The organism is Paenirhizobium selenitireducens ATCC BAA-1503, assembly GCF_000518785.1.
Lineage (GTDB): Bacteria > Pseudomonadota > Alphaproteobacteria > Rhizobiales > Rhizobiaceae > Allorhizobium > Allorhizobium selenitireducens.
Map to the genome: position 1 here is coordinate 1 of NZ_KI912495.1, position 26161 is coordinate 26161.

The following is a 26161-nucleotide window of genomic DNA, read 5'->3' on the forward strand; positions in this document are numbered from 1 at the left end:
CGGCAACATCAATGGCGTCGGCAATGCGCTCAACAACCTGCTGACCGGCAATAGCGGCAACAACATTCTCAATGGCGCAGGCGGCAACGACACCATCAACGGCGGCGCGGGGGTCGACAGGCTCTTCGGCAATGTCGGCAATGACACGCTGACCGGCGGGACCGGCGCAGACACCTTCGTCTTCCAATCAACCCCGAATGCCGCAACCAATGTCGATACGATCACCGACTTTTCGGTGGCTGACGACACGATTTCGCTGGAAAACAGCGTTTTCACCACGATCGGCGCGGTCGGCGTGCTCGCGGCCGCGGCCTTCGTGCGCAACACCACCGGCCTCGCCCAGGATGCAAGCGACCGCATCATCTACGAGAGCGACACCGGCAATCTCTTCTATGACAGCAACGGCAATGCTGCCGGCGGCAGCGTGCTGATCGCAGTGCTCGATCCGGGACTGCTGATGACCAATCTCGACTTCACGGTGATCTGAGGTCGGCGGCGGATGCGCCGATCCTATCCCAGCCGATAGAGCTCCGTCCGCCGGTCGGCGAGATAGGGGTTCTGCCGGCTCGGTTTGTCTGAACAGTTTCGCGCGTGCAGATTTCCCGAGCCAGCTCTAATGACGGCGCGAAGCCGTCTCGCTGTCTCGTAATTGCCCTGAGCTTCTACCCGGCGGAGGGGACCAGGACATCCGGTGCCGAAATTTGAGTTATTGATCGGCTCCCAAGATCGGCCATCGCAAGGCTTATCAGCCAACGCTTCTTTCCAAGAGTGGCCTCGGATTTTCCTTCCCGTTCATTCTTTGCCAACAGTTCCTCGGCGAGAGCCGCGAAGCTGTCCGTCACGGCTCGTCCGCGAGCGACCTCTTCTTCCTTCTTTCTGGCGGAAGGGTCCATGCCGGATGCGAGAAGTTTTCGCGCCGCGTCGCGGCTTGAGCGGGCTTGGGCAAGAGAGACCTCTGGCCACGCTCCTCGCGAAAGCTGCATCTGCTTTCCCCCGAATCGATAAACTACGCGCCACAGCTTGCTGCCGGTGGGGGTCACGACCAACAGGAGGCCGCCGCATCGCCATGTTTGGTCGGCTTTGCAGATGGCTTCAGGGCTCGAATGCGTGCGTCGTTCAAGGGCACTGGGCAGTGACCGGTCTGTTAGCTGATGGCAGCCTGCAAAATGCCATCAATAATGCTATCAAATTCTTTGGATGCCCGTGGCCGACCATGGACGCTCCCGAATGGAAACATTGAAAAAGGCAACAAAAAACCCCGCTTGCGCGGGGTTCTTGAATGTTCCGGGACTATCCGGAACGGGAATTTGGTGCCCAGAAGAGGACTCGAACCTCCACACCCTTTCGAGTACCAGCACCTGAAGCTGGCGCGTCTACCAATTCCGCCATCTGGGCGACGAGGAGCCGTGTAAAGGCAGCGACTCCGGCTGTCAACTGGCTTTTTGAAGTTTTCATGTCGGAGAACCGGAGACCCCCCGGAAAGCCGGGCTATCGTCCTTTTCGGCGTGAAAGATTTTATCCGGCCTGCGACGGAATGTGCACAGACAGGCGCTTTACGCCGCGTCTTGGAAAAGCCATCATCGCTCTGAACATCTTGGATGTTTCGCCTTTCCGGACAAGGCTGGCGCCCGCTGGCTCCAGGAAGGGTGATGTCGCCGGACATGCGGCAGGAACGGAGGATGGTCCTCCGCCAAGGCCGGATGCTCCGTTCTCTGGAGGAGCGCCATGAACAAACTGGCCCATATGCTGCTCGGCTCGATGATCGGCCTTGCCGGCTTGCTTGCCGGTCCGGCCCAGGCGGCGTCCGGTCTGACCCCGACCATGCGGCCGGCCGCCGGCACGTCGGATGTGGTGAAGGTCGAGGTCGTCTGCGACCGCTACGGCTGTTACGATACCCATCGCCGCCGTCCACCGCCGCCACCACCGGGTTGGGATGACGGCTATCGTCGTCCGCCACCGCCGCCACCGCCGATCTATCGCCGGCCGCCGCCGCCCCCGCCACCGTGGTGGGATGACGGTTACCATCGTCCGCCACCGCCACCGCCGCCGATCTATCGCCGGCCACCGCCGCCTCCGCCGCCGGTCTATGGTGGCCGCAACTGGAGCCGGCATGTCGAATGGTGCTTCAATCGCTACCGTTCGTACAATCCGCAGACCAACCGCTTCCTGTCGTCGAGCGGCTATTTCAAGGTTTGCCGCTCGCCCTATTACTGAGCGGCACTGACAAGCCATGCGGGCGGGGAGCGATCCCCGCCCTTCTTCGTTTCAGGCCTCGCCGTCCCCGGCGTTCTTCTCACGGTCGACATGGCCGAGGTCGCGCTCCGGCTCGATCACGTCGCGCACCTTCTGCTTCAGCTCCTTCGGGCCGGGAAAGCCGCCGTCGCGCTTGCGCTCCCAGATCAGGTTCCCATCGACGCGGATCTCGAAATTGCCGCCGGTGCCGGGAATAAGCGCCACCTCGCCGAGTGCGTCGCCGAAGGTCTGCAGCAGTTCCTGCGCCATCCAGCCGGCACGCAGCAGCCAGTTGCACTGGGTGCAGTAGAGAATGGTGATTCGTGGTTTCTCGTTCATGCCTCTTTCCCGTCCGTTCGTCTTCACGATTAAGTCAACCAAAGTTATCATGTTTTTATGGTGGCGCCCTTGAGCCGGCTCGCCGTTGCCGCCATGACTGCGCAAAATGCAGCAAGGAGCAATAGCATGTCCCACCCCATCGACCGCAACCGCCTGATCGTACCGCAGGTCGCCCCGCTCTATGGCGCAAGTTTCGAGGCCGTGGAGACGGTTCTGAGGCTCGTGGCCGGCGTCCTGCTGGTCACCCACGGCTATGGCAAGATCATCAACCCGTTCGGCGCGGTGGGCATGGTCGAGAGCCTCGGCTTCTATCCCGGCGTCTTCTGGTCGCCGCTGCTGGCGGCTACCGAATTCTTCGGCGGCATTCTGGTGGCGATCGGCCTGTTCACCCGCCCGGCCGCCTTCGCCGCCATGATCGTTCTGCTGGTCACCGTCTATTTCCATGGGGTGGTGCAGGCGCAGGGCCTTGCCGGCGCCGAGAAATCCATCCTCTGGGCCGCCATCTTCCTGTTCTTCGCGGTCCGCGGCGGCAACCGCCATTCCCTCGATGCGCGCCTGAGGAAGACCTTCTGAGCCGCGTCTGACCGACCGAGCGGCGGCGCTTTGCTGCGCCGCCGCCTCTTGAAGACGAAGGCCGCCCATGGTCATCTCCGAAGTCGAACGAGTCGGCAAGGGACAGGCAATGCGCGTCGCAATCATCGAGAACACCCGCTATTCGGATCCGGGACAGGTGGGCGTCGCGCTCGCCGAGGCCGGTGCGACCGTCGCTGTGATCAGGGCCTATGCCGGCGAGCCGCTGCCGGGCTCGATCGACGACCACGATGCGCTGGTTGTCTTCGGCGGCGAGCAGAACGCCCGCGACGACGCGAAGCATCCCTATCTGCCGGCGCTGGCCGAGGTGATGCGCGGCTATGGCGAGGCGGGCAGGGCGGTGCTCGGCATCTGCCTCGGCAGCCAGCTCCTGGCCCGCGCCTTCGGCGGAGAGAACCTGATCGGGGCCGCGCCCGAATTCGGCTGGCAGGCGATCGAACCGACCGAGGCCGGCCTTGCCGATCCGGTTCTGTCGGCGGTCAACGAAAGCCGGTTTCTCTCCTTCCAGTGGCATGACGACACCTTCACCCTGCCGCCGGACGCCATCCATCTCGCCCGCAACGACGCGGCCCATCATCAGGCCTTCCGGGTGGGGCGTGCGGCCTATGGCATGCAGTTCCATTTCGAGGCGAACCGCGGTGTGGTCGAACAGTGGAACCGTATGTTCCCCGAACTGGTCGAGAAGAAGCATCCCGGCTGGCTTGAGCGCCATCCGGACTATGCCGCGACGCAAGGGGTGGAGGCCGAGGCTGCAGGCCTGGCGATCGCCCGGGCCTGGGTGGCGCTGATCTGAGGCTTTGGGGCGGAGGGCCGCGACAAGCCGGCCAAGCAAGGGATGGGAGCTGTGATGGGTGCGAGCGAGCGGGAGAAGATGGCGGCCGGGCAGTGGTACAGCTGCATCGATCCGGAACTCGACCGGCTGCGGATCGCCGCCCGCGAGGCGGTGCATCGCCACAACTCGCTTCCGCCGTCGGACCGCGGCGCGGCAGCGCCCGAACTGATCCGGCTGTTTTCCGGCTTTGGCGACGGCGCCTTCATCGAGGCGCCGTTCCACTGCGCCTACGGCTTCAACCTGACTCTGGGCGATCAAGTCTATCTCAATGCCGGCTGCGTGATCCTCGACAGCGCGGCGGTGACCATCGGCGATCGCTCCATGCTCGGCCCCGCGGTGCAGATCTACTGCGCCGAACATCACAAGGACCGGCGCCTGCGCTCCGAGGGGATCGAGATCGCCCGCCCGGTCCTGATCGGCGCGGATGTCTGGATCGGCGGCGCGGCGGTGATCCTCGCCGGCGTGACGATCGGCGACGGGGCGATCGTCGGGGCGGGCGCCGTGGTGACGCGCGACGTGCCGGCCGGCGCGACCGTGGTCGGCAATCCGGCTCGACCGCTGCCGCCGAAATGAGCCGTCCCATGCCGCGACTTGACCGGGGTCAATTCGCCGTCGCCCGCATCCTGTATGGTCCGCACAAACAGACCGCCGGAGATATGCCTTGACCCTTGCCGCCTTCACCCTTGCGCTTGCGCTCCTGCTGCTGACGCCCGGGCCGACCAACACGCTGCTCGCCGTCGCCGGCGCGTCCCAGGGCTTTCGCCGATCCTGGCCGCTGATGGGCGCCGAACTCGCCGGCTATCTCACCACCATCCTGCCGCTCGTGACCTTTGCCGGACCCTTTCTCGAGGGGCAGCCGGCCATCGCCAATGCGGTCAAGCTGTGCTCCGCCGCCTGGGTGCTGTCGCTGGCGATCAAGCTGTGGACCGCGCCGGCGCCGAGCGCGGCGGACACCTGCGTCAAGGGCCGTTGCGTCTACTGGACGACGGTGATGAACCCGAAGGCGCTGATCATCGGGCTGGCACTGATTCCCGCGGGCGGCATGGCCGCGACCATGCCCTATCTCGCCGTGCTCTGCATAACGGTCGTCGTCGTCGCAAGCCTCTGGCTGGCGCTCGGCGCCGCCGTGATCCGCTCGGTCAGCCGGCGCCATCCAGCCCTTGTCGGTCGCGTCGCCGCCGGCTTCCTGCTGTTCTTCGCTGCTAGCCTCGCCGGCCGGGCCGTCGGCTGGGTCTGACGCGGCGCGGAGCTCTGCTCGCCTTCCGACCCGTGTCCGGACACGGCTTCGCCTCCACGCCGGCGGTTCCGCCCCGTGGTCTTGATCGGTTTCGGTTTCCCTTGGGCCATTGGCCGCAAGGGTTCGGACGGGGCGCAGCAAGCTGCCTCGTAAGTTAGAAAATATATGGCACCCTGCGGCGCCCCGTTCGGTGTTTTTCGGCTCTGAAATTCGGCCTCTCTACACGGACCTCCACCCTTTCGGATGGCGTTGGAGTCCGCTTGGGTGCCGCACAGGCACGTCGCTTGTTCAGCGAGGGAAGCCCCTGATCTCGCCCCGGAAATGAAAGCCTGCGATCGCTCCCATCCCCGGCACCGGCCCCGCCTCGCCGGGTTCGCATGACCCGATGCATCCGATGGCGGAACGGGGGCATTGTAGGTTCGGCCTGCGCGGACGGGGAAATCTCGGCATTATGGAGCAAGTGCCACAAAGTTTTGGCGCTGTTCAGACTCCCAATTAGTGGCGGCAAGGCATTGACATTTGATATCGCCATGTCCATATTCGGGTTGTCGTTGCAGATCGGCTTCGCTGAGTTTTGCTCAGAAATGGTAACGATACCCTTGGTTTAATGACCAAGCACTTGCTTAGGGCTGTGGGGCTATACGCCTTGGTTGCGCCGGGTTTTATCAAAGCTGGAGTGGCTTAGCTACTCCAGCTTTTGTTTTATCTGAGGCCAAGAATCTCCTCGATAGCAGTTCCAAACGGCGGACGCCAATTTCCAGCAACGATATTGTCTTTCGGATAAGCGCTTTCAACGCTCAGCCTCACTTGATGGAACCCTGGCGTCCCGACTCTCAAAGTCTTTTCAAGCTTCAGAAACACATAGTATTTTTCACCTGGCTTCACACCTTTCAGGCCAAGCTGGAATACCTTAAAATTATGCCTGCCAGAGACTTTCTGTATCTGCTTGCTCGGGCGTTGAACAAGTGTTTCGACAATATTTGGGACGTGCACAGACAACGAGTGACGCGGCAGATCGAACACGCGCCATTCGGTTCTTTCTCGAACACTCCACATTTCAGGCGGCGGTTCGGTCGGCGACGACTCCGTGTAGCAATGGCAGGCGTACTTTATTTCGATCTCCGCTTGAACCAGTTGCTTTCGCTCTCCCACCCATGCTCCCATCTGGAGCACCCGCCCATTCATATGCGAGATGTCATATTCAACGTTGCAATGCTTAATCTTCAAAAGGTGGTCCCCAGGATTAACATGTCGCCCAATATATGAGAGTAAGTAGTTGTTACGACTTCAAATTTAAAGATACGTCAATTCGCGTTCAGCGGGAAGTCCGACGAGCGGACTCGACTCTCGTCCGAGCCATTGATAAAGGACCCTCATGTTCAGATCGATACGAATAGAGCGCTGACCTTCTGCTTCCGTCCCTTGCGACGGAACTGTCCGCCTATGTCCTGCGTATCGACCGGAAATCTGAACATGCTCCAGAAGCGAATTCCCATCTTGAGGCCGAATTCCTACGACCCCTTCTCCGCAGGAGACCGGAGGTTCGAAATACGACCGTTGCGCCTGGCCCGATCCGAAAGATGGCTTTGGACAGCATCCGCTGTTGCGTCCAGACGGTCGCGATCTTGATCCCGAGAAAGTCTGGTCGCTCTCCGAGGACGACGCCTACGGTCTCTTCGTCGATTTCCGCTGGGCCGACAATGGCGGCAAGCCCTATTGCCCTCGATGCGGTTGCCTGGAGCCGTATAGCGTCCGTCGTCGGCGCTTCCGATGTTCCGAGCCTGAATGCCGCGCTGAGTTCTCGGTGACCTCTGGGACGGTGTTTGCCAACAGGAAGCTGTCGTTCAAGAAGATCATCATGGCGATCTGGGAGGAGATCACGGCCGCCAAGGGCATGGCGGCGCTCCATCTCAGCCGAAAGCTCAACGTCCAGTACAAGACCGCCTACGTCCTTCTGCAGAAGCTTCGCGAGGCCGTTGGCCTGCGCCGCAGCACCATCACACTTCACGGGCTGGTCCAAATTGACGGCAAGTATGTCGGCGGAGTTCTCCGGAAGGCGAACAAGAAGGAGGAGCGCAAGGACGGCCGCAAGAAGGAAAACCAGAACGGCAAGCGCATGTGCGTCCTGGCACTTAGGGAGGCTAACAAGCACGCCCCGAACCGCACGCTGACGCGGGTGATCATGGACGAGAACGGCAAGGATGCCTGGGCAGCCGTTGCTAAGCATGTCGATCCGAAAGCGCTTCTGATCGCCGACGAGCACAAGGCCTACGACGATCTTATCGGCCTTGTCTCCATGCACCGCGTGAACCACAGCCTTCAGTACCAGGAGGATGACGGCACGAACTCAAACGTCATCGAAAGCTTCTTCAGCCGCGTCGAGAAGGCCTATCAAGGCGTCAACCACCGCTTCTCGACGAAGTATCTCGACTGGTACATGGCGATGCTGTCGTGGAAGGAGGACACGCGCTACATGGGGCTGCGGTGGCAATTCGCCGATCTCATGCGAACGATCACCTCCAGGCCGACGTCGCGGAACCTCTGCGGGTATTGGCAATGTGCTGCCCAGAACATCGCCGACCAAGTCTGGCTCCAGGGTGAGCCTCCAGACTAGCGGCTGATCTCCCAGAGATGGCGACGGCCATCGACGGTTCCAGCATGTTTGACAAGGCCCTGCTTCTGCAATCCATCGAGCGTCGCTGAGAACCTGCTCGCCAACGCCGTCTCCAGGCGTTCAGCTTCCTCGCCTAGCTCGATGTCAGTCGCAAACTGCCTCGCGATTTCGGCGCTGGATGTCGGCCTGTCCGAGCGCCTCAGAATGTCGAGAACGACGTGACGGTTGTTCTTGCCTTTTAGAAGTTCGGTGACACGGCTGCTCGCTGTTCGCCGTGGCGCTGAACGAGGCCTACGTGGCGCGGCGTTTCCCGAGGTAAACTCTGGCTCGTAGACCCTGATGACTTTCACGAAGGCGGCCCTCTGATCATCGAGATCGCCGATCTGCCGACGCAGCAGCTCAATCTGGGTGTCGATTTCGACCAGCTTCGCTTTCAATCCGTCAACGATTTCCACCATACGCAACACTCCCAAGGCACCCTCAGGAGATAGCATCAGCCTTCATCTGAATCTTGTGGCACTTGCTCCATAATGCCGGGAAATCTTCCGAGTGCCAGCATTGATTCTTCTGCGCAATCGGCTCGCAGCGTCCCCGTTTTCGACGGGCGTGCACGGCCGGATGCTTCGAGGTCCCGCCTTGCTCGGCTATTCTGGCTTGCCGGGAGAGATCGCGACGCAGCCTTACTGTCACACGCTTGAAGGTGTGCGCGAACGCCAGACCCGCCGTAAAGGCTGACGGAGAACACCACATCGACAAGTACAACGGCCGTCTTCACGCTGGATGCACAACGTGAGCCCTCACCCTGAGGTGGGAGCGCCAGCGACCCTCGAAGGGCGAGGGCGTGCGGTTGGCGCGCGCACCCGTGGGGCTGGATGCTTCGAGGCTTGGCCTGTCGGCCAAGCACCTCAGCATGAGGGGAGATCGGGGCGCCGTGTTTTCCCCACCTGTCTTGTGATCCTCGGGCTTGACCCGAGGATCACAAGACAGGTGACGTTCAGCCCCAGCCCCAGCCCCAGCCCCAGCCCCAGCCCCAGCCCCAGCCCCAGCCCCAGCCACGGCGGCACCCGGGAGGCGCCTAGCCCCTTTTCACCACAGCGCCCGACCCCTAGACTGGCCATAGACCCGCCGCCGAAAGGACACCGCATGAACCGCGCCCACGATCCAAGCCAGCTCGACATGGTCGTGCTGATGACGCCGGACATGGCGAATTTTTCCGGCAAGGTGCATGGCGGCGCGCTGTTGAACCTGCTCGACCGGGTCGCCTATTCCTGCGCCTCGCGCTTTTCCCAGCAATATGCGGTGACGCTGTCGGTCGATCAGGTGGTGTTCCGCCAGCCTATCCATGTCGGCGAACTCGTCACATTCCTCGCTTCGGTCAACTATGCCGGCCGCAGCTCGATGGAAATCGGCATCCGCGTCGAGGCCGAGGACATCCGCAGCGGCGAGCGCCGCCATACCAATTCCTGCTACTTCACCATGGTCGCCGTCGACGAGGCCGGCAAGCCGACCACCGTGCCGGAACTCGTCATCGACACGGAAATGAAGGCAAGGCGCAAGCGCGCGGCGGAAGAACGACGGGCGCTCAGGCGCGAATTCGAGGCGCGCTTCGAGAAGGCCAAGGCCGGGGCGGAGTGAGGCCCTGCCGGTGTTGTGTCACTTGCAAAAGTCAGGATTTGCGCCAATATGCATGGCATGAGCAAGGCCGGTTCCAAAATTCAGCAAGTGAAACGCGAGGCGTCTGAGGCTCGCGGTGTGATCGGCTACGCATCTGACGGAACGCCCATCATGAAGCCTCCGTTCAAGCCCAAGAGCTTCACCGTGCGGGAACTCAATCAGGTCATTCGCGAGATTCACCGCGAAGAAGCGATGAAGCGAGCCGGTTAGTGGCTCGCGGCAAGACGCCGGTCTTCATCAATTGCCCGTTCGACGGCGCCTATCTCCCATTCTTTCACGCGATCGTATTTGCCGTCTATCGATGTGGTTTCACGCCACGTTGTGCTCTTGAGGTGATCGACGGCGGCGGAACCCGGATTGCCAAGATCGAGACGCTGATCGAGGAATGTCCGCTTGGCATTCATGACATCTCCCGCACGGAACTGGACGGCGTAAACAAGCTTCCCCGGTTCAACATGCCGCTGGAGCTAGGCCTGTTTCTCGGTGCGAAGCGCTACGGCGACACTGTACAGAAACGCAAGAAATGCCTTGTTCTCGATTGCGAGCGCTATCGCTACCAGAAATTCATTTCCGACATTGCCGGTCAGGATGTCGATTCTCACGAAGGCAAGGTCGAGATACTCATCGACAAGGTCCGTTCGTTCCTCAACAGCGCGGTGCGCAGTCGGCCTCTCCTGTCAGGTGCTGCGATTCGAGACGACTACCAGCGCTTCAACGAGGTTCTGCCGGAGATATGCAGCCGCCTGCGCATCGACGCAGGTAGTCTCGACTATCGCGATTTCGCATGGATCGCGGCAGACTATGTTTCAAAGGATGGCAAGCTCTAGGCGCAGTGTTTCCGATGGGCGGGTGGAACGGCTCCCTCATCCGGCCCTTCGGGCCACCTTCTCCCCGGGGGGAGAAGGGGAGGATCACTCGTCGCTCATCTTCAGCGCGGCGATGAAGGCTTCCTGGGGGATGTCGACCTTGCCGAACTGGCGCATGCGCTTCTTGCCGGCCTTCTGCTTGTCGAGGAGCTTGCGCTTGCGGCTGGCGTCGCCGCCGTAGCACTTGGCGGTGACGTCCTTGCGCATGGCGGAGATCGTCTCGCGGGCAATGACGTTGCCGCCGATCGCCGCCTGGATCGGGATCTTGAACATGTGGCGCGGGATCAGGTCCTTGAGCTTCTCGCACATGTCGCGGCCGCGCTTTTCCGCCGCCGAGCGGTGGACCAGCATGGAGAGCGCATCGACCGGCTCGCCGTTGACCATGATCGACATCTTGACGAGGTTGCCTTCGCGATAGCCGTCGAGATGATAGTCGAACGAGGCATAGCCCTTGGAGATCGACTTCAGGCGGTCGTAGAAGTCGAAGACCACTTCGTTGAGCGGCAGTTCATAGGTCAGCATGGCGCGCTTGCCGACATAGGTGAGTTCCGTCTGGATGCCGCGACGGTCCTGGCAGAGCTTCAAGATGCCGCCGAGATAGTCGTCGGGCGTGAGGATCGTCGCCTTGATCCACGGTTCGTGGATTTCGGAGATCTTCACCACATCGGGCATGTCGGCCGGATTGTGCAGCTCGCGCTCCGTGCCGTCGGTCATCGTCAGCTTGTAGACCACCGAGGGGGCAGTCGCGATCAGGTCGAGATCGAACTCGCGCTCGAGGCGCTCCTGGATGATCTCGAGGTGCAACAGGCCGAGGAAGCCGCAGCGGAAACCGAAGCCGAGGGCTGCGGACGATTCCATTTCGAACGAGAAGGAGGCGTCGTTGAGGCGAAGCTTGCCCATGGCGGCCCGCAGGTCCTCGAAATCGGCGGCATCGACCGGGAAGAGGCCGCAGAACACGACGGGCTGGGCCGGCTTGAAGCCCGGCAGCGCCTTTGCCGTCGGCTTCTTGTCTTCGGTAATCGTATCGCCGACGCGGGTATCGGCCACTTCCTTGATCGAACCGGTGAAGAAACCGATCTCGCCGGGGCCGAGGCTGTCGACGGCCAGCATCTTCGGGGTCAGCACGCCGACGCGCTCGACCTGGTACTTGGCGTCGGTGCCCATCATGCGGATGGTCTGGCCCTTGGTCAGCACGCCGTCGAGAATGCGCACCAGAACCATGACGCCGAGATAGGTGTCATACCAGCTGTCGACCAGCAGCGCCTTCAGCGGGCCTTTTTCACCGAGTTCGCTCTTCGGGGCTGGGAGCTTGTGGACGATGGCTTCCAGCACGTCGGGAATGCCGAGGCCCGTCTTGGCGGAAATCAGCACGGCTTCCGAGGCGTCGATGCCGATCACTTCCTCGATCTGCTCCTTGATGCGGTCCGGCTCGGCCGCCGGCAGGTCGATCTTGTTGAGAACGGTGACGATCTCGTGATTGTTGTCGATCGCCTGATAGACGTTGGCGAGCGTCTGAGCCTCGACCCCCTGGGAGGCGTCGACCACCAGCAGCGAGCCTTCGCAGGCGCTAAGCGAGCGCGACACTTCATAGGCGAAGTCGACATGGCCGGGCGTGTCGATCAGGTTGAGGATATAGGTCTCGCCATTATTGGCCTTGTAGTGCAGGCGCACCGTCTGGGCCTTGATGGTGATGCCGCGCTCGCGCTCGATATCCATCGAGTCCAGCACCTGCTCGGACATATCGCGCTCGGCAAGGCCGCCGGTCGTCTGGATCAGACGGTCGGCCAGCGTCGACTTGCCGTGGTCGATATGGGCCACGATCGAGAAGTTGCGGATATGGTCGAGGGGCGTGCGGGTTTCTGTGCTCATGGCTTGCGCATATAGCAGCGGCGCTTGTGCCAGCAAAGCGGAAAAGCAGGGTTTTGTTCACCCTGACGGCGCCTTTTGTCCGCTAGACGCCCCGTCAGTGGGGTCTGTCGGGGCGTCGGTCGTCCGGCTCGGTGATGACGGTGGCGTTCGGCACCTGGGCGCTCAGCATTTCGAAGCCGTCGCGCCGGCCGCCCGCCACCGGCTTGCGGCCGACCAGGCGGACGATGACGAAGGCACCATAGGCGACGGCGACCGCCATGGCGGCATAGATGAAGGTCTTCGGACCGAGCGCCGGCGTCACCAGCGTGACGAACAGCGGCACGAGTGTTGCCGAGGCCGACCAGGCGACCAGCATGGTCGAGGCGAGCGGCACGAAATCGGCCGGGTTGGTGCGGTCGTTGGCATGGGCATTGGCGATCGAATAGACGGTTTCCACCGCACCCGCCCAGATGGCGAAGACGATCATCAGCAGCAGCAGATGGGTAAACGAGGCAAACAGCGCGACCACGGCCATGACGGCGATCAGGCCGCAGGTGAAGACCAGAACCAGGCGGCGGTCCATGCGGTCGGAGAGCGCGCCGAGCGGATACTGGATGAACAGCATGCCGAGCTGCATGACGAACATCAAAAGTGCGATGTCGCTCTGCGACACCTGGTTGCCGGCGGCGTAGATCGGCGTGAACCCCTGCACCATCATCGACAGACCGCCCGAGGCGAGCACGCCGATGAAGCCGACCGGCGAGTTGCGCCAGGCCATCCTGATGTCGACGCTGACATTGGCCGGGGCCGGCGGGTTCGGCAGGCGCGTGAGGCTGATCGGCAGGATGGCGAGCGCGGTGAAGAAGATGGTGACGAGAGGGGCGAGGTTTCCCTCCGCCGGCATCTGGCCGAAGGCCCAGGCGCCGGTCCCCAGCCCGATGACATAGGCCATGTAGAAGAAGGACATGGCCCTGCCGCGCCATTCGTTCGAGGCGGCATGGTTGAGCCAGCTCTGGGCGATGATGAAATTGGTATTACCGGCCGCACCGTAGAGCAGGCGACCGATGATCCACAGGATCGGGTTGACGCCAAGCGCGATCAGCAGCGCGCCGAGGATGACGAGCGCCATGGAGGCGGCAAAGAGCCGCGCATGGCCGACCCGGCGGATGAGCGGGCCGGCGACGACACAGCCGAGCAGCCCGCCGAAGGCGACCGCGGTCACCGCACCGCCGGCCGCCCAGGAGGGGCTTCCCGAACGGGAGAGCACGAAGGGCACATAGGCCGACATCACCCCGTTGCCGAGCGCGACGGCCGTCATCGAGACGACGATGCTGGCGACGGAGAGCGGCGAATTCGTCCGGGCTTTGTGGGTGGTCATCGGAATTCCTGGAGAACGGCGGCGTCGGGTTGGTGCCCGGCAGGGGGTGGAACGCGGAAACGGCCGCCGGAAGGCGACCGTCCCTGCGTTTCTAGCCGAATGGGAATCGCGGCGATAGCGTCTGCGCGACGTCGGGGGAGGTTTCTCGCGCGTGGCGAGAGGGGAGCCGCGTCCTGATCGTTACCGCAGAAACGGCCGGACGGCCCGGACGGCGGGCCGAGCGTCCCGACGTGGACACGAGGAGAATGGCGACCCTCGGCCGTGCCCGCTGGATCACGCTCAAGGTCCGGTCGGCGGTCGAGGCGGTGTTTGCCCGGCGCGATCTCGACACCGGCGAATTCGACGTACTCTCGACGCTGCTGCGCTTCGGCCCGCCTTATCGCCTGCGGCCGACGGAACTTTTTACCCAGCTGATGATCTCGTCCGGGGGGCTCACCAACCGCCTGATGCGGCTGTAGCGGGCCGGCCTGGTCGAGCGCCCCGCGAGCGAGGGCGATGGCCGCAGTCTGTCGGTGCAACTGACGGCGCTGGGACGGGAGACGGCGGAAGCCGCCTTTCGCGAGAGGACATAGCGGTGGAGGCGGCGGTACTGACGGGGCTTGATGAGGCGGAGAGCAGTGAACTGGCGAGGCTGCGGGCGAAGCTGGCGGAGGGGATCGATCGCGGGTCACGGGGGCACGGCGCCGACAGCTGTGATTGCCCGGAATATCGCAGGTGCGTCCAGAAGCCATAGGGGCGCTTGACGGCCCCCACTAAACTTACCTAGAATTTCCGAGCCTTCCTCTGAGCAGAGGTTTGCGGCACCCGATAGAACTCTCATGTGGAGGTCCCAATGCGCCGAGTCACTTCTCAAAAAACTCTCTCCCGAAACTTTGAGAAGCTGATGGTACATGCGCACCTTGAATCTGGGCATCCTGGCCCATGTGGATGCAGGCAAGACTAGCCTTACTGAACGAATCCTTTTTGATGCCGGCGTAATCGATAAGCTCGGAAGCGTCGATAGCGGCAATACTCATACGGATAGTCTTGAACTCGAGCGGCAACGTGGCATCACCATCGCGGCGGCCGTCGTCTCCTTCGCTATCAACGACCTGACTGTAAACCTCATAGATACTCCGGGACATCCGGATTTCATTGCTGAGGTGGAGCGCGTGCTCCAACTTCTTGATGCTGCTGTGGTCGTTGTGTCAGCGGTTGAAGGCGTACAGGCTCAAACCCGTGTTCTGGTTCGAGCCTTGCAACGTCTCGGCATTCCCTTCATATTTTTCATCAATAAGATCGACCGTCTCGGCGCGCGTTATTCTGCAGTTCTCGACGAGATCGCCAGCCAATTGCCGGTCAGACCGTTTGCGATGTCGGTCGTTGCCGACGCGGGCAGTCGACTTGCCAAGGTTGAGGCCATCGATATGGGGCAAGAACCTTGCTTCTCGAAGCTCTGCGAAGCTCTTGCCGTCAATGACGAAACCTTGCTCAATGACTATGTATTGGCTTCCGACCGTCTGAGTACCGTGCGGCTCAAAACAGCATTTGCCGACCAAGTCGCTAAGGGTCTGTTACATCCGGCCTTATGCGGAATCGCCATGAACGGCCTTGGCGTTCCTGCCCTGATCGCTGCCGTCGAGACCCTTTTTCCCAGTCGAATTCCAGATCCCACCGGCCCGATCAAGGGAAAAATTTTCAAAATCGAACGCGGATGGGGCGGGGAAAAGCTCGCTTATCTTAATCTGACTTCCGGCAGCGTCATGGTGCGTGATCACCTTGATTTGCCAAGTGGTTTTGCGAAGGTAACCAGCATTCAGGTCTTCAATGAAGGGCGATTGGAGAAGGCATCCAAAGTTGACGCTGGCCGGATCGCCAAGATCGGCGGGCTCGCCAATGCCCGTATCGGCGACGAAGTAGGAAGCGACCGCCGCCTTTCCAGCGGCTTTCATTTCGCTCCTCCTACGCTGGAGACCAGAATCCTTCCGCGCCGACCGTCAGACCGCGCAGCGCTTTGGTTGGCCATGCAGCAACTGTCCGAGCAAGACCCGCTGATCAATCTACGCACCAACGCCGATGCCAGCGAGATGTTCATGTCGCTCTATGGCGAGGTGCAAAAGGAGGTCATTCAGGCCAGATTGCTGAGCGATTTCGGCTTGGACATTGTCTTCGAGGAAAGCACAACGATATGTGCCGAAAGGCTGCTTGGTACCGGGAGCGGGCTTGAGGTGATCTTCAAAGAGCCTAACCCGTTCCTTGCGACAATTGGGTTGCGCGTCGAACCGAAGCAGGAAGGTACCGGCAACAGCTTTGCCTTGGAGGTGGAGGTCGGGCAGATGCCTGTAAGCTTCTACCGGGCGGTCGAGGAGACCGTTTTCGAAACGCTCAAGTCGGGTGTCTTTGGTTGGCAGGTCATAGACTGCCACGTCGCTATGAATGCCGCGCGGCATAGTTCGCCATCCAGCACCGCCGCCGATTTTCGAAGGCTGACCCCGCTGGTCCTTGCCACCGCGCTATCGTCAGCGCAGACCGTAGTCTGCGAACCGATTGATCATTTCCGTCTCGAAGCCCCGTCAGCCGCTTTGACCTCCATTCTGACTTTGCTTGCAAAATGTGGTTCATCAACGAAGGAAGCGTCGATCGACTGCGGCATCGCTCGGCTGGAGGGAACAATAGCATCTTCCATGATCCAGAGCGTTCAGCGACAGCTGCCTGGATTGTCAAGCGGAACGGGCCTGCTGGAAAATTCGTTCGATCACTATGCCTCTATATCCGGCTCACAGCCTTCACGCCCGCGATCCGCTGCCAATCCATTTGATCGCGCCGACTATTTGCAGAGGATTCGATGAAACGGGAAAGTAGGAGTCCTTGACTCCATCATAAGATGCCGCCATTCTCTTATAATGGAATTGATGGACGAACAATTCGAAAAGACGGTCGCGGTACGCCTGAAGACCCTGCGCGGCGAGCGCGGCCTGACGCTCGACCGACTGGCCGAGCTGTCCGGCGTCAGCCGAGCGATGATCTCGCGGGTCGAGCGCGGTGAGGCGAGCCCGACGGCAGCGCTGCTGGCGCGGCTCTGCTCGGCGCTCGGCGTGTCGCTCTCGGTGTTCTTCGCGACCGATGGGGCAGACGGTTCGCCGCTCGCCCGGCGAACCGACCAGCCGGTCTGGCGCGATCCGGAAAGCGGCTATCTGCGGCGTGTCGTTTCGCCGGGCGGATTGGGTGCGCGGGTCGATGTCGTCGAGGTCGAGTTTCCCGCCGGCGCCGAGGTGCGCTTTCCCGGCCAGCAGGCGAGCCGCAGCCAGTCGCAGCATGTCTGGCTGTTCGAGGGCGAGATGGAGCTGACCGTCGGCGAAACCGTGCATCGCCTTTTTCCCGGCGACTGCCTCTTCATGAATGTCGGCGATGTCCACGGGTTCAGGAACCCGACGGACAAGCCCGCCCGCTATGCCGTGATCATCGATCTCGGCCACCGCTGAACCGCCTGCCCCTGGAGCCCATCGATGACCGCCATCCGCCTGCTGAACGAACAACAGACCCTCGCGGCCTTGCCCGACCTCTCGGAGGTGCTTGCCGATTGCGTCGAGGGCGGCGCCTCGCTCGGCTTCATGTCGCCCTACCGGCCGGACGATGCCGTTCCCTTCTGGCAGGGTGTAGCCGCCGCGGTTGGGCGGGGAGAGGTTCTGCTGGTGGTGGCGGAGGACGAGGAGGGCCGGGTGCTCGGCACGGTGCAGGTCGGTCTCGCGACGAAGCCCAACCAGCCGCATCGCGGCGACCTGATGAAGCTGCTCGTCCATCGCTGGGCGCGCGGGCTCGGCCTGTCGCGGCTTCTGATGGAGGCGGCGGAAGAGGCGGCGGCTAAAGCCGGCCGGACGCTGCTGGTGCTCGACACGGCGACCGGCGAGCCGGCCGAGAAGATCTACGAGCGGTTCGGCTGGAGCCGCACGGGCGTGATCCCCAATTACGCGCTCTTTCCCGACGGTCGCTATTGCGACACGACGATCTTCTACAAGCAGATCGGCCGGACGGCAGGGTGAGTGCGCCCAAAAAACGTCCGCGCCGCCAGGGCTGCCCCCCTCCCGCGATCCCCGCCCGCCGTGCTAGCAATGGCGAGGTCCGGCGTTCCGGGCCTCCAAGAACTGGGGGTATTCCATGTCATCGCTTGCTACCGGGATGCGCCGCGCCGCAGCCCTTTTCTTCCTCGCCGGCACTCTTGCCGGATCCGTCCTGCCGGCTGCCGCCGCCGACGTGACCTTCGTGATGCGCAACGAGCATCCGAACGCCGTCGAGGTTGAGCTCTACAGCCAGGACCGCAATCATATCTGGCCGGGCGACAACAAGGTCTTCTATCTCGACGACGGCGAGACGAAGCAGATCCCGCTGTCCTGCAATGAGGGCGAGCAGATCTGCTACGGCGCCTGGGTCTCCGGCGACAAGGGCACCTATTGGGGCACCGGCCCGGACAATGGCGAAACCTGCGAGGACTGCTGCTACACCTGCACCGGCGGCGAGACCGAGGAAATCAACCTCGTCCAGTAAGAACATCCCCCGGTCGGATGAAAATTGGTCATCCGACCGGAAATTCTCCTCCGCCCGTCTTGCCGAGGCCGCGGGGTTGACGCTACGTTCCCCGCCAGAAGCACCACGGGGAACATAGACGATCATGCGCGTTATCTATTCCGAAAAGCACAAGCTCAGGGACGCCAAGACCGAGCTGCACGGCGGCATCCTGGTCAAGCCGTTCGAGGGCCCGTTCCGCGCCGAGTGGATCCTGGCGGCGGTCAAGGAAGCGGGCTTCTCCGACGTCGTCGCGCCCGAGGAACACGGGCTCGAGACCGCGCTCAAGGTTCACGGCGCCGACTATCTCGAATTCCTGCGCACCTGCTGGGACCGCTGGAGCGCCCAGGGCTTTCCCGGCGAAGCCATCCCGACCGCCTTTGCCTATCGCCGCAGCCGCGATCGCGTGCCCAACAACATCGACGGCGCCGTCGGCTATTATGCCAATTCGGTCGAGACGGCGATTTCCAAGGGCACCTACGAGGCGGCGATCGCCTCGATGGACGTGGCGATCGCCGGCGCGGACTGGCTCAATGCCGGCAACCGCTTCGCCTTCTCGCTTTGCCGCCCGCCGGGCCATCACGCCGGCATCGACCTGTTCGGCGGTTACTGCTTCATCAACAATGCTGCCGTCGCCGCCCAGCGCCTGCTTGATCACGGTGCGAAGAAGGTCGCGATCCTCGACGTCGACTTCCACCATGGCAACGGCACGCAGGACATCACCTACAATCGCGGCGACATCTTCTTCGCTTCGCTGCACGGCGATCCGGTCGACGCCTTTCCCTACTTCCTCGGCTATGCCGATGAAACCGGCGCGGGCGAAGGCGAGGGGCTGAACGCCAACTATCCGATGCCGGCAGGCACCCCCTGGGAGGTCTGGTCGGCGGCGCTCGCCGATGCCCTGAAGCGTATCCAGGCTTATGGCGCAGAGGCGATCGTCGTGTCGCTCGGTGTCGACACCTTCGAGCAGGACCCGATCAGCTTCTTCAAGCTGAAGAGCCCCGACTATATCCGCATGGGCGAGATCATCGCCGCGACCGGCCTGCCGATCCTCACCGTCATGGAGGGCGGCTACGGCGTGCCGGAAATCGGCCTCAACGTCGCCAACGTGCTCAAGGGCCTCGAAGCCTGAGACGCACCCGTACGATCCGCATCCAACCACGATCCCGGCGATATCTTTCGCCGGGATCGTCTCGCCGGGCAGCCAGTTGACTTGCGTCAATATGCTTTGACCGCAGAAGCGCATAGTTCCGAGCGGAGATCTGGGATCTTGAGCGGAGTGGCTTGGCGGTTTGGCGTTGTTTGACGTCGCTGCTGCCCCTGCTGGTGGAGGAGGTATCGCGTGGATCGTCATCGGAAGCTCTGGTTTGGAACTGTGCTCCTCCTGTCGCTGGCGGTCCTGCCGGCAAGGGCGGACTATGTCGGCGGGCTCAATCCCGCCGGCGACAATTTTCTGGCGCTTCGAACCGGCCCCGGCTCCGGCTATCCGATGATCCTGCCCATGGGGCCGGGAACCTTCGTCACAATCCTGCGGCGCAACGGCAAATGGCTGTTTGTCGAACTGGAGGACGGCACGCGCGGCTGGGCCTACGGCTCCTACATCTTTGGAGGCGGGGCACCCGGCGGGTTTGATGCGCCGCCGCAGCTCGATCCTTCCGAAATTCCGCCTCCTGACCTCGCGCCGCCCGATCTCGGCCCGCCTCCGGGCATCGAACCCATCGATCCGGGCAGCCAGCCTCCGCCGCTCGACCTTGGCGACGATACGCCGCCTTCCGACATGGGGGGCGACCCGCCGCGGGACGAACCTGCGGACGCGGTACCGCCGTCCGATGCCGGCGCGGCAGACGTCGGCGAAACGGACGAGGGCGCGGCGGACACTGCCGATGTCCCGGCCGATCCCATGGCGAGCAACTGGATCACCTACCGCAACGATCGCTTCGGCACGCGGATCGACTATTCGGCGCCGATGTTCCGTATGTTGCCGCCGCCGGACAATGATGACGGACGGACGTTCGAGGCACGGGACGGCTCGGCCCGCTTCATGGTCTTTGCCGCGTACAATGTGTTTGACAGCACGCTCGACGAACTGATCGAGGAGAACCTGGCGAGCCTTGGCGAAGGCGAGAAGATCACCCAGAAGCGCCGGGGCGAGAACTGGTATCTGCATTCCGGCTTCCGTGGTGGCGACTTCTTTCTGCGCAAGGTGCTGCTGAGCGATGACGGCGGGGTGATCCACACCTTCGAGATCAGCTATGCCAAGAGCCTGAAGGCGAAGCTCGATCCGATGGCCGCCCGCATGGCGCAGTCGCTGCGGACCGCGGACGAGGCGGCGAAGAGCCCGGGTCAGGCCACGAAGACCGATGCGGATCAGCCGGGCACCATGGCGTCTGACGGCGCCGATGGCGATGGCGCAAGCGCCGAAGCGGGGCAGGACGTCGATGCAGCCGAGCCTTCGGGCACGGACGTCGACGGCTGGACAGCACATGCCTTCGAGGGCTTTGTCCTGCGTGCGCCGACGGACTGGACCGCCGCGATCGACGGAGACACGCTGACGCTGAAAGCCCCCGATGGCCAGCGCAGCCTGATGGTCTGGTGGTGGTTTCCCGACGAGCCGCTGCTCGGCTATTCCGACATCGTCTCCAACCGCAAGATCAGGGTGGCCGGCGAACCGGCCCTGTGGATCCACTCGAAGACGGGCGACGTCGAAACGCTGAGCGTGACGCTCGACGAGGGCAGGGCCGACAAGAAGCGCCTGCATTTCCTCTTCGAGGCGACCGGCGGCATCCGCCTTGGCGGCGGTGACGGTGATTTCGATCGCATCCTCGAGAGCGTGACGATCGGTGGCGCGAAGACAAAGGCCGAGGCAGGCGATGGCGAAGTGCCGTCGGCGGTTCCGGTGCAGGTGAGCCCGGCGGCGTTGCCTGATGTCACGCCGCCGAAAGCCGCGGCGACCGATGGCGATATGGACGAGGACGTGGCGGACGACGAGGATCGCCGCGCCTGGGTCGGCCGGGCCTCGGTCGCGGTGCCGACCGGCTGGCAGGTCAAGCCGGATGAAGACATCGCCGGCGGGATCGTCATGGCCCGGCCGGACGAAGGCGCGCAGATTGCCCTTTCCTTCTGGCCGAAGGACAGGCCGATGCCGAGCGGCGAAGTCGCCTCGCAGGACTTCACCGTCCTGCTGGGGCGGCCGGCGACGGTCCTGGAACTGAGCGAAGGGACCATGCGTGGCCGGCAGGTCTTCTTCGACGAACCGCGCGGTGACGGCGCGCGGCTGACGCTCGCCTACCGCGCCTTCGGCGAGGACCTGGCCGACGGCCTGCCGCTGTTCGAAATGGTGCTGGGCAGCCTCGACGAGACACTTGCTCCGCCGGAGGGCACCGAGGTTCCGGCTGCCGAGCCGGCGAGCGGTACCGATCCCTTTGCCGATATCGACCTGAGCGACCTGGAGGTGGACCCGAGATGAGCCCGTTGAGACCCTTCGATCTGCTGGCCGTTGTTCTCGCCGGCACGCTTGCGCTTTCGGCTCCCGCGGCTTTCGCCCAGGCGCCGGCCACCTGGCAGGAGGATGCCAAGAAGGCTGCGATCGGCTACGCCGACGAAAAGGCCAAGGAGGTGATCAAGTCGCAGTCGCAGGCGGCGATCACCGCGCTTTACCAGAAGCTCTACAAGTCCGGGGCGAACAAGACGCTGGTGCGCCAGCTCGGCACCGTCGCGCTGTCGGCCAACGAGATCAACAAATTCGCCGAGAACGCCGCGGATGCGATGACCAGCGGCGATCCGGCAAAGGCCAAGGCCGCAAGCGAGGACGTCGCCGTCGCGCTCGGCAAGACGCTGGCGAACGGCATCAAGGACCCGGCCTTGCGCAAACAGATGGCCGGCGTGCTCGGAAACATCGACAAGGTCAACGAGGCCGCCGACGTGCTGGGCAAGGCGGCGGGCGGCGATCCGCAGGCGGCTTATGAATATCTCGGCCGCGCCTTCATCGCCGCAACCCCGGCGGCTGCCGCCTTTACCGCGGTCGAGACGGCGGCGGGCGTGGTGTCCTACACCAAGGGCAAGTTCGTCGACGGCACGATCGAGGAGCTTTACCAGGAATATGCCAAGGGCGACGCGCAGACGCGCGAAGCGATCCGCGAGCGACTTGAAACCCTGCCGCTCTATTCATCCGTTATCCGCGACCGCAAGATCGAACTCGCCGACCAGCGCGCCGACGACATTTCTCAGGCCACGGCGGAACCGAGCGACGCGATCCGCGAGCGCCTGACCTCCGCCAGCGACGAGGAAGTGATCGACGACATCTTCCAGACCTTTGCCGCGCGCACCAAGCAGGAACAGTCGGCAGCGGCGGTGGAGAAGGCCCGTTCCGATGCGCAGGCCGAAGCCGGCCTGATGATGGAGGCGCTCGACACGGCGGCCTACGGCAAATACGGCCGGGACTGGTACGCCAAGCACCCCTATAATCTCGAACGCTTCACCCAGATGATCCGCGACAAGCTGAAGAAGGATGGCGTTCTCGATCCGCACAATGCGATCCACATCAAGGCCATGGCCAACCTGCTGTCGACCGGGCTGGTGCACGGGACGAATTCGAAGGCCTATCAGGACCAACTGGCCAAGTTCGGGGAATATCGGACCATGGTCGCCAAGAACAGCGGCCTGACGGTCGAGCCGCAGCAGCCGGCGGGCGATCTCTCCGGTCAGTACAAGGGACGGATCTCCGGCCAGGCGTCGGGTTCCCTGACCCTGGTGGTGCAGGGAACCTCGATCACCGGCTCCATATCGGGCACGTTCGAGGGCGATGGTTTTACCGCACGGTTCTCCGGCGCGCTCGCCGCGGACGGTTCGTTCAGCGCGCCGACCGCGGGCGTGCTGCAGGGCAAGCTGTTCGACGAGGTCAAGCCCTATCCGTTCAACGGCACGGTCAGCGGCCGCATCGACGGGCAGTCGGGCTCGGGTCAATGGTCGGGCAAGAACCAATGGGGCGGCGGCAGCGGCAGCTGGCAGGCATCGAAATAGACAAAGACGCGCCGACCCGACGCGGGCAGACAGCCAAGGAGCTCGGACGCAGCGCGCGCCGCCGGCTCAGGCGCGTGCGGCTTCGGCGCCCATCGTACCGTCTTCGCGCTCGGCCATCCGGATCAGATCGGCCGTGGTCTGCGGCTTGCCGAAGAGATAGCCCTGGCCCTGCTCGCAGCCGATCAGGCGGAGGAACTTGAGCTCCTCCTCGGTCTCGACGCCCTCGCAGATCATGGCGATACCGAGACCCTGGCACAGCGCCCGCACCGAATTGACGATCGCCTGGCTGGCCGTGTTCTCGATCAGGGTTCGCACGAACATCTGGTCGACCTTGATCTTGTCGAGCGGGAAGCGGGCGAGATAGCCGAAGGACGAATAGCCGGTGCCGAAATCGTCGAGCGCGACCGAGACCCCGAGCGCCTTGAGCGCCGACAGCCTGTCGAACAGTTCCGGCGACGGGTTGAGGAAGGTCGATTCGGTGATTTCGATGTGCAGCCGTTTCGGCGGCAGGCCGGTGAGGTCCAGCACGTCCCTGACCGCGCCGATGATATCGCCGCGCTGGAACTGCAACGGCGAGACGTTGACCGCGACGGTCAGGTCCTCGCGCCAGGTCAGCGCGTCGCGGCAGGCCTGCTCCAGCGCCCAGCGGCCCAGCTGCTCGATGAAGCCGTTGGCCTCGGCGATTTCGATGAAGACCTGCGGTGAGATGAAACCCAGTTCCGGATGCTGCCAGCGCAACAAGGCCTCGGCGCCGACCAGCCGTCGGTCCCTGAGGAGAACCTGCGGCTGGTAGAGCACGCGCATTTCTCTTCTGTCCAGCGCATGCCAGAGTTCAGATTCGATGAGCCGCGCCGCCGCGTGGCGCGCGCCGCTCTCCGGATCGAACTGAACGAGCCCGCTGCCGTTCGTCTGCCGGGCCTCGTCAAGCGCCAGTTCGGCCTCGGCGACCAGTGCCGCGCCCTGTCCGTCGGCTGTCTCGGTGCGGAAGACCATACCGATATGCACGCCGAGCTGGGCCTTGGCGTCGGTCACGTCGAAGGGCGCCGACACCGTGCTGACGATCGCCTCGGCGATCGAGCGGGCTTCGGCTTCGCTGACGGGAATGGTGGTGAAGGCCGCGAAGGTGTCGCCGCCGAGTCGGCCGATGGCCGAGAGCCGACCGTCGAGCCGCACCAGCCGCCGCACGACGGCCTTGAGCAGCGCGTCGCCCTTCTCGCGGCCGAGCGTGGCGTTGATCGTCTTGAAGCGGTGCAGGTTTACGGCATAGACCGCATGGCCGGTCCCGGGCGGCGGCGTGACCGTCATCCTGTCGTCGATTTCCGTAACGAAAGCCGAGCTGCGCAATGCGCCGGTCAGCACGTCGTGGCGGGACAGGAAGCCGATCCGTTCTTCCTGCCGTCGGCGTTCGGTGATGTCGCGGGCGGTGATGCAAGCGACGAAGATATGGTCTTCGCCCTGACGGCTTTTTCCCGCCGCGAGCGCCAGCCGCGAGGTGGTGATCGTATATTCGATGATCCGGCGCCGGTCGCCGCCGTCGTGCAGCTCCAGCTCGTTCAGTGCGGCCGGCCGGCCGCGGTCGTTGCGCAGATCCTCAATCGAGCGGGCGATGTCCGCGCGCCATTGTTCTGGCAGCAGGGACTGGACGCTTTGACCGTCTTGCGCCGCGGCAATGTCGGGAAGCATGTCGGCGAGCCGTGCGCTGTGTTCGACGAGCAGGCCGTCCTCGTCGACGACGAGAATGGCATCGGCACTGTCGCTGATCACCTGGCCGAGCAGGTTGCGGCTGTTGTCGGCCTCGACCGAAGCGAGGCGCAGCAGCCATGTCCTCAGGTCGAGTTCCTCCAGCACGCGCACCGTGACGACCAGGCCGAGCAGCACATGGGCCGACACGGTCGGCAGCAGCAGGCCCCGGGTGGACTGGAGCCAGAAGGCGGCACCTTCCAGGCCGATCAGGGTCGTGCCGATCAGCAGCGATTGAAGGCGCAGGCTGCGTCGCGGCGACAACGCGGCGAACCCGACAAAACCGACCGCGAGCAGAAGCGGAACGACGTTGAGCGGCGTCAGGCTGCGGTTTTGCAGCAGGGTTTCCGTGGCGATGATCTGGACCATCGGACCCGACTCCAGCCCGTGAACGGGCACGAAGAAGCTGTCCTTGAGCTCGATCGCGGTTGCGCCGACCACGACGATCTTGTCGGCGAAGGCGGAGGGATCGATACGCCCCGAGACGACGTCGATCACGGAGAAGCGGGGAACGGTCGCGGGATCGATGGAAAAGTCGATGACGAACGGCGCCGAGCGCGTATCGGCAACCCCGGCGAGCGTCGCTGGCGCCGACATGACGAATTCGCTCCCCTGCATCTCGCCATAGGGGAATTTCCGGATGATGCCGTCGCTGTCGGCCCGCACGCTGACGCTGGCGGTCCACGCGTGGTCGGCGAAGATCTCGTTCGGCGAGGTGACGCCGGTGGCGTCGGAACTGCCGTTGGTGGAGTTGTACTGGGTGAAGGACGGCAGCAGCACCCCGCCGCCGGCCGCCTCGAGCGCTTGCGCAAACGCTGCGTCGCTGCTCGGCGACGAACGAGAGCTGAAATCGATGTCGAGCAGGATGTCGCGCGCCTGCGCGCCGGCCAGCGTGTCGATCAGGCGGCCATAGACGGTCCTGTCCCAGGGCCAGACCCCGATTTCATCCAGGCTGTACTTGTCGATGGTGACGAAGACCACGTCGCCGGTGGCAACACGCGGTGCCCAGGCCATGCGCCGCGCCGTTAGCCCGGCGTCGAAACGCGTGAAGGCGCCGAAACCCGCCAGGCTGCCGACCACGCACAGCAAGGCGGCGAGCACAAGCAGCCTACGGATCGGGATTGCAGCTTTCACCATGCTGTACTTTCTGCCGGCAATCAAAAATCACGACGGCTGAAAAAAAGGACTTTGATCAATCGTCGCCGTCATCATCGTTCCCGTTCCCGTTCCCGTTCCCGTTCCCGTTCCCGTT

The 26161-nt window shown here is 63.4% G+C and carries 25 protein-coding genes, 1 tRNA gene and 1 pseudogene; 19 read left to right on the plus strand and 8 right to left on the minus strand.

Annotated features, from left to right (window positions below; translation table 11 throughout):
• Positions 1 to 487, plus strand: a 487-nt coding sequence (locus L867_RS26065; protein ID WP_028738552.1) for a M10 family metallopeptidase C-terminal domain-containing protein, incomplete at its 5' end; no start/stop codon positions are given.
• Positions 488 to 662: 175 nt separating this feature from the next.
• On the opposite strand, the gene L867_RS28235 is transcribed toward L867_RS26065, so the two are convergent.
• Positions 663 to 1133 carry an integrase arm-type DNA-binding domain-containing protein gene (locus L867_RS28235; protein ID WP_084638682.1) on the minus strand — a complete coding sequence of 157 codons (471 nt, stop codon included), beginning with the start codon at positions 1131 to 1133 and terminating at the stop codon, positions 663 to 665.
• A 175-nt stretch (positions 1134 to 1308) separates the two neighbouring features.
• Positions 1309 to 1395 (minus strand) — tRNA-Leu (locus L867_RS0120940).
• 330 nt (positions 1396 to 1725) lie between these two features.
• Between L867_RS0120940 and L867_RS0120945 the strand changes: the two genes are divergently transcribed.
• Positions 1726 to 2214, plus strand: coding sequence for a BA14K family protein (locus L867_RS0120945; protein ID WP_028738639.1), 489 nt, complete (start codon positions 1726 to 1728; stop codon positions 2212 to 2214).
• 51 nt (positions 2215 to 2265) lie between these two features.
• Here the strand turns inward: L867_RS0120945 and L867_RS0120950 are convergent, their stop codons facing one another.
• Positions 2266 to 2571 carry a SelT/SelW/SelH family protein gene (locus L867_RS0120950; RefSeq protein WP_028738640.1) on the minus strand — a complete coding sequence of 102 codons (306 nt, stop codon included), beginning with the start codon at positions 2569 to 2571 and terminating at the stop codon, positions 2266 to 2268.
• Between the two features lie 126 nt (positions 2572 to 2697).
• Here L867_RS0120950 and L867_RS0120955 point away from each other — a divergent pair, with 126 nt between their 5' ends.
• From L867_RS0120955 to L867_RS0120970, 4 genes are all read left to right on the plus strand, one after another.
• Complete coding sequence (locus tag L867_RS0120955) at positions 2698 to 3144, plus strand: DoxX family protein (protein ID WP_028738641.1); 447 nt, start codon at positions 2698 to 2700, stop codon at positions 3142 to 3144.
• Between the two features lie 109 nt (positions 3145 to 3253).
• Positions 3254 to 3955: a type 1 glutamine amidotransferase gene (locus L867_RS0120960; protein ID WP_028738642.1), complete on the plus strand. Its 702-nt coding sequence runs from the start codon at positions 3254 to 3256 to the stop codon at positions 3953 to 3955.
• A gap of 54 nt (positions 3956 to 4009) precedes the next feature.
• Positions 4010 to 4567: a sugar O-acetyltransferase gene (locus L867_RS0120965; RefSeq protein WP_028738643.1), complete on the plus strand. Its 558-nt coding sequence runs from the start codon at positions 4010 to 4012 to the stop codon at positions 4565 to 4567.
• Between the two features lie 88 nt (positions 4568 to 4655).
• Complete coding sequence (locus L867_RS0120970) at positions 4656 to 5231, plus strand: LysE family translocator (protein WP_028738644.1); 576 nt, start codon at positions 4656 to 4658, stop codon at positions 5229 to 5231.
• Between the two features lie 702 nt (positions 5232 to 5933).
• Here L867_RS0120970 and L867_RS27590 read toward each other — a convergent pair.
• Positions 5934 to 6458 carry a hypothetical protein gene (locus L867_RS27590; protein WP_146086619.1) on the minus strand — a complete coding sequence of 175 codons (525 nt, stop codon included), beginning with the start codon at positions 6456 to 6458 and terminating at the stop codon, positions 5934 to 5936.
• Between the two features lie 376 nt (positions 6459 to 6834).
• Between L867_RS27590 and L867_RS28240 the strand changes: the two are divergent.
• Positions 6835 to 6966: pseudogene (locus L867_RS28240) on the plus strand (transposase); the annotation flags it as partial.
• A 123-nt stretch (positions 6967 to 7089) separates the two neighbouring features.
• Positions 7090 to 7845 carry an IS1595 family transposase gene (locus L867_RS26075; RefSeq protein WP_156951583.1) on the plus strand — a complete coding sequence of 252 codons (756 nt, stop codon included), beginning with the start codon at positions 7090 to 7092 and terminating at the stop codon, positions 7843 to 7845.
• On the opposite strand, the gene L867_RS0120990 is transcribed toward L867_RS26075, so the two are convergent.
• Positions 7842 to 8303 carry a hypothetical protein gene (locus L867_RS0120990; protein ID WP_146086618.1) on the minus strand — a complete coding sequence of 154 codons (462 nt, stop codon included), beginning with the start codon at positions 8301 to 8303 and terminating at the stop codon, positions 7842 to 7844. The genes L867_RS26075 and L867_RS0120990 overlap by 4 nt on opposite strands.
• Positions 8304 to 8988: 685 nt before the next feature.
• On the opposite strand from L867_RS0120990, the gene L867_RS0120995 reads away from it, so the two are divergent.
• The 3 genes from L867_RS0120995 to L867_RS0121005 are packed head-to-tail and all read left to right on the plus strand — an operon-like array spanning position 8989 to position 10346.
• The gene (locus L867_RS0120995; protein ID WP_028738646.1) at positions 8989 to 9480 is read left to right on the plus strand and encodes an acyl-CoA thioesterase; all 492 of its coding nucleotides are present in this window, start codon (positions 8989 to 8991) and stop codon (positions 9478 to 9480) included.
• Between the two features lie 48 nt (positions 9481 to 9528).
• Entirely contained in the window at positions 9529 to 9729 is a 201-nt protein-coding gene (locus L867_RS0121000) for a hypothetical protein (protein ID WP_028738647.1), read from the plus strand.
• Positions 9729 to 10346 (plus strand): hypothetical protein, encoded by a 618-nt coding sequence (locus L867_RS0121005; protein ID WP_028738648.1) that lies wholly within the window; start codon positions 9729 to 9731, stop codon positions 10344 to 10346. The genes L867_RS0121000 and L867_RS0121005 overlap by 1 nt, the downstream gene beginning before the upstream one ends.
• 84 nt (positions 10347 to 10430) lie before the next feature.
• Here L867_RS0121005 and lepA read toward each other — a convergent pair whose 3' ends face one another.
• Together lepA and L867_RS0121015 are read right to left on the minus strand one after the other, a co-directional pair.
• A complete protein-coding gene (gene lepA, locus L867_RS0121010) occupies positions 10431 to 12254 on the minus strand; it encodes a translation elongation factor 4 (protein ID WP_028738649.1) in 1824 nt (607 codons plus the stop codon).
• Positions 12255 to 12348: 94 nt separating this feature from the next.
• Entirely contained in the window at positions 12349 to 13611 is a 1263-nt protein-coding gene (locus L867_RS0121015) for an MFS transporter (RefSeq protein WP_028738650.1), read from the minus strand.
• Between the two features lie 245 nt (positions 13612 to 13856).
• Between L867_RS0121015 and L867_RS27870 the strand changes: the two genes are divergently transcribed.
• The 8 genes from L867_RS27870 (at position 13857) to L867_RS0121055 (ending at position 23169) form a co-directional block, all read left to right on the plus strand.
• Positions 13857 to 14069 carry a hypothetical protein gene (locus tag L867_RS27870; protein WP_181141534.1) on the plus strand — a complete coding sequence of 71 codons (213 nt, stop codon included), beginning with the start codon at positions 13857 to 13859 and terminating at the stop codon, positions 14067 to 14069.
• Between the two features lie 432 nt (positions 14070 to 14501).
• Positions 14502 to 16439 carry an elongation factor G gene (locus L867_RS0121025; RefSeq protein WP_028738651.1) on the plus strand — a complete coding sequence of 646 codons (1938 nt, stop codon included), beginning with the start codon at positions 14502 to 14504 and terminating at the stop codon, positions 16437 to 16439.
• A 63-nt stretch (positions 16440 to 16502) separates the two neighbouring features.
• A complete protein-coding gene (locus tag L867_RS0121030) occupies positions 16503 to 17072 on the plus strand; it encodes a helix-turn-helix domain-containing protein (protein ID WP_169734109.1) in 570 nt (189 codons plus the stop codon).
• Between the two features lie 24 nt (positions 17073 to 17096).
• Positions 17097 to 17630, plus strand: coding sequence for a GNAT family N-acetyltransferase (locus L867_RS0121035; protein WP_028738653.1), 534 nt, complete (start codon positions 17097 to 17099; stop codon positions 17628 to 17630).
• 136 nt (positions 17631 to 17766) lie between these two features.
• Positions 17767 to 18132 carry a hypothetical protein gene (locus tag L867_RS0121040; protein WP_104368069.1) on the plus strand — a complete coding sequence of 122 codons (366 nt, stop codon included), beginning with the start codon at positions 17767 to 17769 and terminating at the stop codon, positions 18130 to 18132.
• 124 nt (positions 18133 to 18256) lie between these two features.
• Complete coding sequence (locus L867_RS0121045) at positions 18257 to 19282, plus strand: histone deacetylase family protein (RefSeq protein ID WP_028738655.1); 1026 nt, start codon at positions 18257 to 18259, stop codon at positions 19280 to 19282.
• A 210-nt stretch (positions 19283 to 19492) separates the two neighbouring features.
• Positions 19493 to 21616 carry an SH3 domain-containing protein gene (locus L867_RS0121050; RefSeq protein ID WP_028738656.1) on the plus strand — a complete coding sequence of 708 codons (2124 nt, stop codon included), beginning with the start codon at positions 19493 to 19495 and terminating at the stop codon, positions 21614 to 21616.
• Complete coding sequence (locus L867_RS0121055; protein WP_028738657.1) at positions 21613 to 23169, plus strand: hypothetical protein; 1557 nt, start codon at positions 21613 to 21615, stop codon at positions 23167 to 23169. The genes L867_RS0121050 and L867_RS0121055 overlap by 4 nt, the downstream gene beginning before the upstream one ends.
• Before the next feature lie 66 nt (positions 23170 to 23235).
• Here L867_RS0121055 and L867_RS0121060 read toward each other — a convergent pair whose 3' ends face one another.
• Positions 23236 to 26046: an EAL domain-containing protein gene (locus tag L867_RS0121060; protein ID WP_028738658.1), complete on the minus strand. Its 2811-nt coding sequence runs from the start codon at positions 26044 to 26046 to the stop codon at positions 23236 to 23238.
• Between the last annotated feature and the right edge of the window lie 115 nt (positions 26047 to 26161).

Coding starts and splice junctions, on each gene's coding strand:
- L867_RS0120945 (WP_028738639.1), top strand. CDS start 1,726: ATGAACAAACTGGCCCATATGCTGCTCGGCTCGATGATCGGCCTTGCC.
- L867_RS0120950 (WP_028738640.1), bottom strand. CDS start 2,571: ATGAACGAGAAACCACGAATCACCATTCTCTACTGCACCCAGTGCAAC.
- L867_RS0120955 (WP_028738641.1), top strand. CDS start 2,698: ATGTCCCACCCCATCGACCGCAACCGCCTGATCGTACCGCAGGTCGCC.
- L867_RS0120960 (WP_028738642.1), top strand. CDS start 3,254: ATGCGCGTCGCAATCATCGAGAACACCCGCTATTCGGATCCGGGACAG.
- L867_RS0120965 (WP_028738643.1), top strand. CDS start 4,010: ATGGGTGCGAGCGAGCGGGAGAAGATGGCGGCCGGGCAGTGGTACAGC.
- L867_RS26075 (WP_156951583.1), top strand. CDS start 7,090: ATGGCGATCTGGGAGGAGATCACGGCCGCCAAGGGCATGGCGGCGCTC.
- L867_RS0120990 (WP_146086618.1), bottom strand. CDS start 8,303: ATGGTGGAAATCGTTGACGGATTGAAAGCGAAGCTGGTCGAAATCGAC.
- L867_RS0120995 (WP_028738646.1), top strand. CDS start 8,989: ATGAACCGCGCCCACGATCCAAGCCAGCTCGACATGGTCGTGCTGATG.
- L867_RS0121000 (WP_028738647.1), top strand. CDS start 9,529: ATGCATGGCATGAGCAAGGCCGGTTCCAAAATTCAGCAAGTGAAACGC.
- lepA (WP_028738649.1), bottom strand. CDS start 12,254: ATGAGCACAGAAACCCGCACGCCCCTCGACCATATCCGCAACTTCTCG.
- L867_RS0121015 (WP_028738650.1), bottom strand. CDS start 13,611: ATGACCACCCACAAAGCCCGGACGAATTCGCCGCTCTCCGTCGCCAGC.
- L867_RS27870 (WP_181141534.1), top strand. CDS start 13,857: ATGGCGACCCTCGGCCGTGCCCGCTGGATCACGCTCAAGGTCCGGTCG.
- L867_RS0121025 (WP_028738651.1), top strand. CDS start 14,502: ATGCGCACCTTGAATCTGGGCATCCTGGCCCATGTGGATGCAGGCAAG.
- L867_RS0121030 (WP_169734109.1), top strand. CDS start 16,503: ATGGACGAACAATTCGAAAAGACGGTCGCGGTACGCCTGAAGACCCTG.
- L867_RS0121035 (WP_028738653.1), top strand. CDS start 17,097: ATGACCGCCATCCGCCTGCTGAACGAACAACAGACCCTCGCGGCCTTG.
- L867_RS0121040 (WP_104368069.1), top strand. CDS start 17,767: ATGCGCCGCGCCGCAGCCCTTTTCTTCCTCGCCGGCACTCTTGCCGGA.
- L867_RS0121045 (WP_028738655.1), top strand. CDS start 18,257: ATGCGCGTTATCTATTCCGAAAAGCACAAGCTCAGGGACGCCAAGACC.
- L867_RS0121055 (WP_028738657.1), top strand. CDS start 21,613: ATGAGCCCGTTGAGACCCTTCGATCTGCTGGCCGTTGTTCTCGCCGGC.
- L867_RS0121060 (WP_028738658.1), bottom strand. CDS start 26,046: ATGGTGAAAGCTGCAATCCCGATCCGTAGGCTGCTTGTGCTCGCCGCC.